The 523-nt window shown below is 47.0% G+C and carries 1 protein-coding gene; it reads right to left on the bottom strand.

Translation table 11 applies throughout. The features are described 5' to 3' along the window. On the bottom strand, window positions 1-523 hold a 523-nt coding region (locus ACS8FD_RS24415; RefSeq protein ID WP_439277746.1), incomplete at both ends, for a membrane dipeptidase.

Raw genomic sequence — 523 nt, 5'->3', positions numbered from 1 at the left:
CATTAAAGCCGTGTTTTAGCAGACCGTTATAGATATTTTCCATACCGTCCTTGCCAGCGAACCAAGGCAGGGTATCCGGCCAACCTGAATTATTGGCATTGCCTTCACCATAATCCATTGCCTTTGACCAACGTCCATTGCGCATCCACTCAAGCACTGCTTGCGGCTGGTTGAGACATAAATCACTACCTATCGCTAAATGCTCGACACCGTATTTATCAGCACAATTAGCAATCATGGTACAAAAATCATCAAGCGAACAATCACTACCATTCGGCAAATGGAATGGATATAAACTAAAGCCTAATAGCCCGCCCGCTTTGGTCAAGGCGCTAATAATCGTGTCTGATTTATTACGCAAGGCATCATGAGCGGTGGTTGGGTTAGCATGACTGATACATATCGGACGCGAGGAGACTTCTATCGCCTCAAGCGTAGATTGCTCGGCACTGTGCGACATATCGACGATCATACCGACGCGATTCATCTCTTTAACAGCTTGCTGACCAAAGCGGGTGACGCC

This window comes from Psychrobacter sp. 1U2, assembly GCF_051847575.1.
Note: the sequence above shows the minus strand (reverse complement) of the source record. Positions and strands in the feature narration are given on the sequence as shown.